Source organism: Sphingopyxis sp., assembly GCF_025869345.1.
Lineage (GTDB): Bacteria > Pseudomonadota > Alphaproteobacteria > Sphingomonadales > Sphingomonadaceae > Sphingopyxis.
In genome coordinates this window covers 1-8,563 of record NZ_JAOZVW010000074.1, presented here as the reverse complement: position 1 = coordinate 8,563, position 8,563 = coordinate 1, and the positions used below count along the sequence as shown (strand labels likewise).

Annotated in this window: 5 protein-coding genes; all 5 read left to right on the top strand. The window is 67.2% G+C overall.

Annotation, left to right across the window (positions count from 1 at the left end; translation table 11 throughout):
• The first annotated feature begins 188 nt into the window (after positions 1-188).
• Positions 189-860 carry a ribulose-phosphate 3-epimerase gene (gene rpe / locus OJI97_RS08400; protein ID WP_297662607.1) on the top strand — a complete coding sequence of 224 codons (672 nt, stop codon included), beginning with the start codon at positions 189-191 and terminating at the stop codon, positions 858-860.
• Positions 861-879: 19 nt separating this feature from the next.
• On the top strand, positions 880-2,643 hold the full coding sequence (locus OJI97_RS08395; protein WP_297662606.1) for a heparinase II/III family protein: 1,764 nt from the start codon (positions 880-882) through the stop codon (positions 2,641-2,643).
• A 324-nt stretch (positions 2,644-2,967) separates the two neighbouring features.
• Positions 2,968-5,817 (top strand): TonB-dependent receptor, encoded by a 2,850-nt coding sequence (locus tag OJI97_RS08390; RefSeq protein ID WP_297662605.1) that lies wholly within the window; start codon positions 2,968-2,970, stop codon positions 5,815-5,817.
• Positions 5,817-6,833 (top strand): phytase, encoded by a 1,017-nt coding sequence (locus OJI97_RS08385; RefSeq protein WP_297662604.1) that lies wholly within the window; start codon positions 5,817-5,819, stop codon positions 6,831-6,833. The genes OJI97_RS08390 and OJI97_RS08385 overlap by 1 nt, the downstream gene beginning before the upstream one ends.
• Before the next feature lie 199 nt (positions 6,834-7,032).
• A partial coding sequence (gene purH / locus OJI97_RS08380) for a bifunctional phosphoribosylaminoimidazolecarboxamide formyltransferase/IMP cyclohydrolase (protein WP_297662603.1) occupies positions 7,033-8,563 on the top strand: 1,531 nt, incomplete at its 3' end.

Sequence of the window (8,563 nt, the reverse complement as noted above, 5' to 3'; positions counted from 1 at the left end):
GATCCATTGTCTCAGCGCCGGATGAATGGATCCCGGATCAAGTCCGGGATGACGATGTGAGATAGGGTCGGCTTCAGGTCGAAACCCGCCCTTGGTGAGATGTTCTCGCGGATCAGAACGGCAACAATTCCCGATCGCGCCCCGCCCCCGCTTGCCCCGCAAAGGCTGGACGGTTAAGGCCGGTCCCCATGACCGCCGCGCCCTCATCCGTCCGCATCGCCCCCTCGATCCTCAGCGCCGATTTCGCGCGGCTGGGCGAGGAGGTGCGCGCGATCGAGGCGGCGGGCGCCGATTGGGTGCATATCGACGTGATGGACGGCCATTTCGTCCCGAACCTGACGATCGGCCCGATGGTCGTGAAGGCGCTGCGCCCGCTTTCGGCGCTGCCCTTCGACGTCCATCTGATGATCTCGCCCGTCGACGGCTTCCTCGACGCCTTCGCCGCGGCGGGCGCCGACATCATCACCGTCCATCCCGAGGCCGGGCCGCACATCCACCGCAGCGTCCAGCACATCAAGTCGCTCGGCAAGCAGGCGGGCGTCTCGCTCAATCCCGCCACGCCGGCGAAGATGCTCGACTATCTGATCGACGATATCGACCTGGTGCTGGTGATGAGCGTCAATCCGGGGTTCGGCGGGCAGAGCTTCATCGCCAGCCAGCTTCGCAAGATCGAGGCGGTCCGCAAGATGATCGAGAAATCGGGCCGCGACATCCGCCTCGAAGTCGACGGCGGCATCGACGCCGCGACCGCGCCGCTCGCGATCGACGCGGGCGCCGACGTGCTCGTTGCCGGAACCGCGACCTTCAAGGGCGGGCCTGACGCTTACGCCGACAATATCCGGCGCCTCCGCGGCCTCTGATCGGTGGAGGGTTAGGCCTTTGACCTCCGCCCCATCCAGCCCGATTCCCGATCCGGGCGACGACGCTCCGCCGCTCGACGATTCGATCGAGCCCGGCAAGAGGCTGATCCGCCTGCCCGCCGACAAAGGGTTGTCGCTCGGCGACCGCATCGCCAACCAGATCACCCGGCTGACCTGGCGCACGCCGCTCCACGCCTTTCGCCTCAAGGGCCGCTTTCCGTTGAAATTGCTTGGGGTGCCGGCCGATCCGGTGCCCGGCGACATGCGCGCGGGCATGGCGATCCGCGCCGGCCATTTCCTCCACCGCGGGTTGAAGCTGCGGCTCAGCGAACTGGATTTCGCGACGCTCGCGGTCGCGCCGGCCTTTGCCGACTATCTCCACAGCTTCGCCTGGCTGCGCGATCTGGCCGCGACCGGCACCCGCGCCGACGGCGCGCCGATCGCCGAAGCGGTCGTGCGCCAATGGCTCGCGACGCACGGCGAGACGGTGAGCGAACCGGCATGGCAGGCCGACAATACGGGCTGGCGCATCCTCTTCTGGGCCGCGCACGCGCCGCTGATCCTGTCGTCGAGCGACCTCATCTACCGCTCGGCGGTGCTCAACCATCTCGCGCGCGCCGCGCGCCATCTCGACCGCGTCGCCGACAAGACGCGCCCCGGCACCGGCCAGCTCGTCGCGTGGATCGGCATCGTCGCCGCCGCGCTGCTGATGCCCGGCGGCGAGCCGCGGCAGGTGTTCGGCGAGGCCGGACTGCGCAAGGTGATCGAGACGAGTTTCTATGCCGACGGCGGCAATATCGCGCGCTCGCCGCAAGCGCAGCTCGACGCGGTGATGGCGCTGGCGATGCTCGCGCGCGTCTATGACATGCGCCGGATCGAAGTGCCGCCCTTCGTGCAGGAGGTGCTGGCGCGCGCCGTTCCCGCGCTGCTCGGCCTCGTCCACAGCGACGGCGGCATGGGCAATTGGCAGGGCAGCGGCGCGACGTCCGCGCTGCATATCCAATATGTCGTCGCCGCGAGCGGCGTCCGCACCCGCCCGCTCAAGCAGGCGCGCGACTGGGGCTATCAGCGGCTCGTCGCGAACAAGGTCGTGCTGCTCGCCGACGCCGCGCCGCCGCCGATCGCGCGGGTGACCGAGGCGGGCTGCGCCTCGACCCTCGCGTTCGAGCTCAGCGACGGCGACGAGCGCATCGTCGTCAATTGCGGCGGCGCCGCGCTGACCGGCGCGACGATCCCCGCCGACCTCGCGCGCGGCCTCAGAACCACCGCCGCCCATTCGACGCTGACGATCGCCGACAGCAATTCGACCGCGATCCTGCCGAGCGGCGCGCTCGGCCGCGGGGTGACCGAGGTCGAGCTCGACCGGCGCGAGACGCCGCAGGGCAGCCGCGTCGAGATGAGCCACGACGGCTATGCCCGCCGCCACGGCTTCATCCACCGCCGCCTGCTGATCCTCGCCCCCAACGGCCGCGAGCTGCGCGGCGAGGACATGCTGCTCCCCGCCCCGCGCAGCCGCCGCAAGGGCGACAAGCGCTTCACGCTGCGCTTCCATCTCGGGCGCAACCTGTCGGCGAGCCTGACCGCCGACAAATTGGGCGCGCTGCTCCGCATATCGGGCGGCCCGCTGTGGCAGTTCCGCACCTCCGACGGCGCGCTGGAGATCGAGGAAAGCCTGTGGGTCGACGGCGACGGCCGCCCGCACCCGACCGAACAGCTCGTCGTCACCGGCACCGCCCCAGCGGGCGGCGCGAGCATCGGCTGGATCTTCAAGCATATCGGGTGAGCGGGCGGCCGGCGGCTTTGGGGTAGTAAGCGGCCATTTCCCCAATCTTCGTCATTCCCGCGAAAGCGGGAACCCAGAGCGTGCGTCGGCTGATCCCATCCTGGGTTCCCGCTTTCGCGGGAATGACGAAGGTGTGAGATTGCGAAAAATAGTCGGCACCCAAAATCCCTCCCGTATCCAGCGCCTTTCCCGCAAGCCCCCTCCCCATATGTCACTCGTGTGACAGTCACGTAACACAGCGGTCACAAGGCGCTGTCACTCGCCCCCTCGAATCGCGGCAAGCCAATCTGCTCCGCGATCTTCCGCACTCTCCAGGGGGAAAAAATGCAATCGCTTCGCTCCGTCCGCTCGCGCATCCTGCTCGGCACCTGCCTTTCGCTCGCTGCCGCGCTTCCCGGCACCGCCTTCGCGTCCGACATCGTGGGCACCGTCACCGACGCGAGCGACACACGCGCGCTGCAGAGCGCGCAGGTCCGCATCCTCGAACTCAATCGCGAGACCGAAGCCGGCCGCGACGGCAGCTTCCGCTTCGGCGACGTCCCCGCGGGCACCTATACGCTGGAGGCGCGCTACGTCGGCGCCGCGCCGCGCACCGAAACAGTCACCGTGTCCGATAGCGGCAACGCCACCGTCAGGCTGGTGCTCGGCACCGACGGCACGATTCTCGTCCTCGGCCAGTCGGCGAACATGACCAGCGCGCTGTCGCGGCAAAAGGCCGCCGACGGCGTCGAAAGCGTGCTGACCCGCGACGCGGTCGGCCAGTTCCCCGACCAGAATGTCGCGGAATCGCTGCGCCGCCTGCCCGGCATCAACATCCTCAACGATCAGGGCGAAGGCCGCTTCGTCTCGGTGCGCGGGCTCGATCCCGAGCTCAACGCGACCTCGGTCAACGGCGTCCGCCTGCCCGCGCCCGAAAGCGACGTCCGCTCGGTCGCGCTCGACGTGATTTCCAGCGACAGCATCGAATCGATCGAGGTCAAGAAATCGCTGACCCCCGACATGGACGCCGACACGATCGGCGCCTCGATCGAGATCAACACGACGAGCGCCTTCGAGCGCCGCAAGAATCTGCTGACCGCGAAGATCGAGGGCAGCTACAATGAATATTCGGAAAAGCTGACCCCCAAGGGCAGCATCGATTTCTCGCAGCGGCTCGGCGACAATGTGGGGGTCTCCGGCGGCGTCTCCTATTATCAGCGCAAGTTCGAGACCGACAATATCGAGGCCGACGGCTGGGACGAGGACGACGGCCTGATCTTCCCCGAAGAGGTCAACTACCGCGACTATGACGTCGAGCGGAAGCGCTTCTCGGCCAACCTCAACTTCGATTTCCGCGTCGGCAGTTCGACCAAGCTTTATGCCCGCGGCGTTTACAGCCAGTTCGACGATCAGGAATATCGCCGCGAGACGAGCCTGAAGCTGGAGGATGCGGGTAGCATCACCGCCAACGGCGCGACCGGCGTCGACTTCAGCGACGCGGATGGCGAGATCGAGGTCCAGCGCTCGCTCAAGGACCGCTTCGAGCGCCAGCGCATCCGCAGCCTGGTGCTCGGCGGCGACACCGAAGCTGACGGCTGGCACGCCCAATATTCGGTGAGCTTCGCCAAGTCGACCGAGCGCGAGAACGGCTCGATCGACCCCGCCAATTTCGAGCAGAAGTTCGAGGACGACGGGCTGGTGATCGGCCTCGACACCGCCGATCCGCGCAAGCCCGTCTATAATGTCGGGGGGCTCGCCGGCACGGTCGCCGACTTCCGCGATCCCGCCGAATATGAGCTCGACAGCATCCAGGTCACCAACCTGTCCGACTCGCGCGACCGCGAATGGGGGGCGCGCTTCGACCTCGGCCGCGAATTCGCGACCGACGGCGGCAGCTTCACGATCCAGGCGGGCGCCAAGGGCCGCTGGCGCAAGAAGAGCTATAATCTGGAAACGACTTATTGGGAAAATGACGACCTGACGATGGCCGACCTTGTCGGCGACCAGACCTATCGCCTGATCGACATCTCGCCCGTACTCGACAAGAAGGGGGTGCGCCGCTTCTTCGACGCCAATCGCGACATCTTCGAGCTCAACGAATATGATTCGACACTCGATTCGATCCTCGACGATTATTCGGTCACCGAAGATGTCGTCGCGGGCTATCTGCTCGGCCGGTGGGATAGTTCAACGCTGCGCGTGATCGGCGGCGTGCGCTACGAGCATACGAAGAACGACATCCGCGCCAACACCGTGCTGACGGTCGAGGAAGGCGGCGAACTGCCCGACGGGACGACCGCCGGCGACGACACGATCGCCAGCGTCACCCCGAACCGCTTCCAGCGCAGCTATGGCGACTGGCTGCCCAGCCTGACGATCCGCTGGGAACCGCAGCAGAATCTCGTCCTGCGCGCCGCGGGCTACAAGAGCCTCGTCCGGCCCAAGCTATCGAAGCTCGCGCCGCACTTCACCATCGAGCAGAATGACGACGACGAGCGCGAAGGCGATTTCGGCAACCCCGACCTCAAGCCCTATCGCGCGTGGAACTTCGACGCCGGGGTCGAATATTATCTCCCCGGCAACGGTGCGCTGTCGGCGGGTGTCTTCTATAAGGACATCAAGGATTTCATCGTCGACACCAATATCGAGGAACCGGGCGTCTATCAGGGCATCGCCTATGACGAAGCGACGATCCCGATCAACGGCGACAGCGCAAAGGTCTGGGGGCTCGAGCTCAGCTATCAGCAGGCGCTGCGCTTCCTCCCCTCGCCGCTCGACGGGCTGCTGGTGCAGGCGAACTACACCTACACCGACGCCACCGGAAAGGTGCCGGTCGACGGCGACATCACCGACCTGCGCAAGATCAACCTGCCCGCGGCGTCGAAGCACACCTTCAACGTCGCGCTGGGTTACGAGAAGGGCCCGGTCTCGCTGCGCCTCGCGGGCACCTATCGCTCCAAATATCTCGACGAGCTCGGCGACGAGGCGCCCGAGGACCGGATGATCGACAATCATTTCCAGCTCGACCTGTCGGCCAAATATGACGTGACCAGGCGGTTCCAGGTCTTTTACGAGTGGGTGAACATCAACAATGCCAAATATTATGCGTACAACAATGTCGGCTCCCGCCGGAACCTGCTGCAATTCGAGCAGTATCGCTGGACGATGAAGTTCGGCGCGCGGGTGAAGTTCTGATGCGCCGCCTGATCGCGCTGCTGCCGCTGCTCCCGTTCGCCGCCTGCGCGGCGGGCGCGGAGAAGCCGGTCATCGCCGGCCTGCCGCCGGTTCCGGTCACCGCGAGCGGCGAGACCGATCCGGTCGGCACCGGCAAAGCCGACGCCGCCGACGACCCGGCGATCTGGATCGATCCCACCAACCCGGGCCGCGCACTGATCATCGCGACCGACAAGAAGGCGGGCGTCCATGTCTATGACCTCACCGGCAAGGATCGCGCCTTCATCGAGGGCGGGCGCGTCAACAATGTCGACGTCGCGGGCAACATCATCGTCGCGAGCGACCGCAACGACGGGGTAAACGCGCATCTCGCGATCTTCCGCCTCGACCCCGACAAGCCCGCGATCACCGCGCTCGGCCGTGCCGCGGCGGGCGCGGGCGAAGCCTATGGCCTCTGCCTCAAGCGCACGGCACCGGGCGAACCGCTCGCCGCCGCGCTGATCGTCAAGGACGGCACGGTGCGCGTCGGCACCGTCGCCCTGCCCGAAGGCGCGGCGCCGACCTTCACGGTGCAGTGGGAGTATAAGATTCCGACCCAGTCCGAAGGCTGCGTCTTCGACGGCGACACGCTCTATGTCGGCGAGGAGGACGCCGGCATCTGGCGGCTTGCCCCGACCGAAGGCAGCGTCGATGCGAAGCTCGTCGCGCCGATCGACAACCAGCGCCTCGTCGCCGACGTCGAGGGTCTCGCGACGATCGACCACAAGGGCCGGCGCTACCTGCTCGCGTCGAGCCAGGGTGACAATAGCTATGCGGTGTTCCGCCTGCCGGAGGTCGATTACATCGGCCGCTTCGCGATCGCCGCGGGCACATATGGCGCGACGAGCGAGACCGATGGGATCGAGGCGGTCGCGGGCAATTTCGGTCCCGATTATCCCGACGGGATATTCCTCGCACAGGACGGCGACAACGCCCCGCGCGCCCAGAATTTCAAGCTGGTGCGCTGGGACCGGATCGCGGCGGCGCTGGGTTTGTAAGAGATTCGCACAGAGACGCAGCGATCGCAGAACGAAATGGTTCACGCAGAGACGCGGAGACCGCGGAGGGAAAGAGTTTGGCGGCCTCGCCGCCCTTTTTCTCTCCGCGTCTCCGCGTGAACCTGCAAACGGTTGCCCAAACGCCGCCATCCGCCTAGGGCGACCGCGTCTTTCCCCTCTTGCAAAGGCCGCCCTTCCCATGACCGATCTCGTTCCCGTCCGCCGCGCCCTGCTGTCCGTCAGCGACAAGGCGGGGCTCGCCGACCTCGCCGCCGCGCTCGCCAAACATGGCGTCGAGCTGGTGTCGACCGGCGGCACCGCGAAGGCGCTGCGCGAGGCGGGGCATGATGTGCTCGACGTCGCCGATCTCACCGGCTTCCCCGAGATGATGGACGGCCGCGTCAAGACTTTGCACCCGACGGTTCACGGCGGCATCCTCGCGGTGCGCGACGACGCCGCGCATGTCGCGGCGATGGGGCAGCACGGCATCGGCGCGATCGACCTCGTCGTCGTCAACCTCTATCCCTTCGCCGCGACCGTCGCCAAGGGCGCCCCGCGCGACGACATCATCGAGAATATCGACATCGGTGGCCCGGCAATGGTGCGCTCGGCGGCGAAGAATCACGCCTTCGTCGGCATCGTCACCGAGCCCGAGGATTATGCCGCGGTGATCGCAGAAATGGACGCCAGCGGCGGTTCAACCACGCTGGCGCTGCGCAAGCGCCTCGCGGCGACCGCCTTTGCACACACCGCGACCTACGACGGGATGATCGCGAGCTGGTTCGCCTTCGCCGACCAGGGCAAGCTGTTCCCCGACACGCTGCCGCTCACCGCCAAGCTCGCGAATGAGCTGCGCTATGGCGAGAATCCGCACCAGCAGGCCGCGCTCTACCTGCCCGCCGGCCCCGCCGCGCGCGGCATCGCACAAGCCGAGCAGGTTCAGGGCAAGGAACTGTCCTACAACAATATCAACGACGCCGACGCCGCGCTCGAACTGGTCGCCGAGTTTCGTGAGGCCGATCCGACCTGCGTGATCGTCAAGCACGCCAACCCGTGCGGCGTCGCGAGCGCGGCGACGATCGCCGAGGCCTATGACGCGGCACTGAAATGCGACGATGTGTCGGCGTTCGGCGGCATCATCGCGGTCAACCGGCCGCTCGACGGCGCGACCGCAGAGCTGATCAGCGGGATTTTCACGGAGGTCGTCTGCGCCCCCGACGCCGACGCCGACGCGCGCGCTGTGTTCGCGAAAAAGAAGAATCTGCGCCTGCTGCTCACCGGCGAACTGCCCGACCCGGCGCGCGGCGGGCTGATGATGAAGACGATCGCCGGCGGCTGGCTCGCGCAATCGCGCGACAACGGCCGCGTCACGCGCGCCGACCTGAAGGTCGTCACCGAGCGCGCGCCGACCGACGAGGAACTAACCGACGCGCTCTTCGCCTGGACCGTCGCCAAGCATGTGAAGTCGAACGCGATCGTCTATGCCAAGGGCGGATCGACCGCGGGCATCGGCGCGGGCCAGATGAACCGCCGCGACAGCGCGCGCATCGCCGCGGTGAAAGCGCGCGAAGCCGCCGAGAGCCACGGCTGGGCCCAGCCGCGCACCGTCGGCAGCGCGGTCGCCAGCGACGCCTTCTTCCCCTTCGCCGACGGCCTGCTCGCGGCGGTCGAGGCGGGCGCGACCTGCGTCATCCAGCCCGGCGGCTCGATCCGCGACGACGAAGTGATCG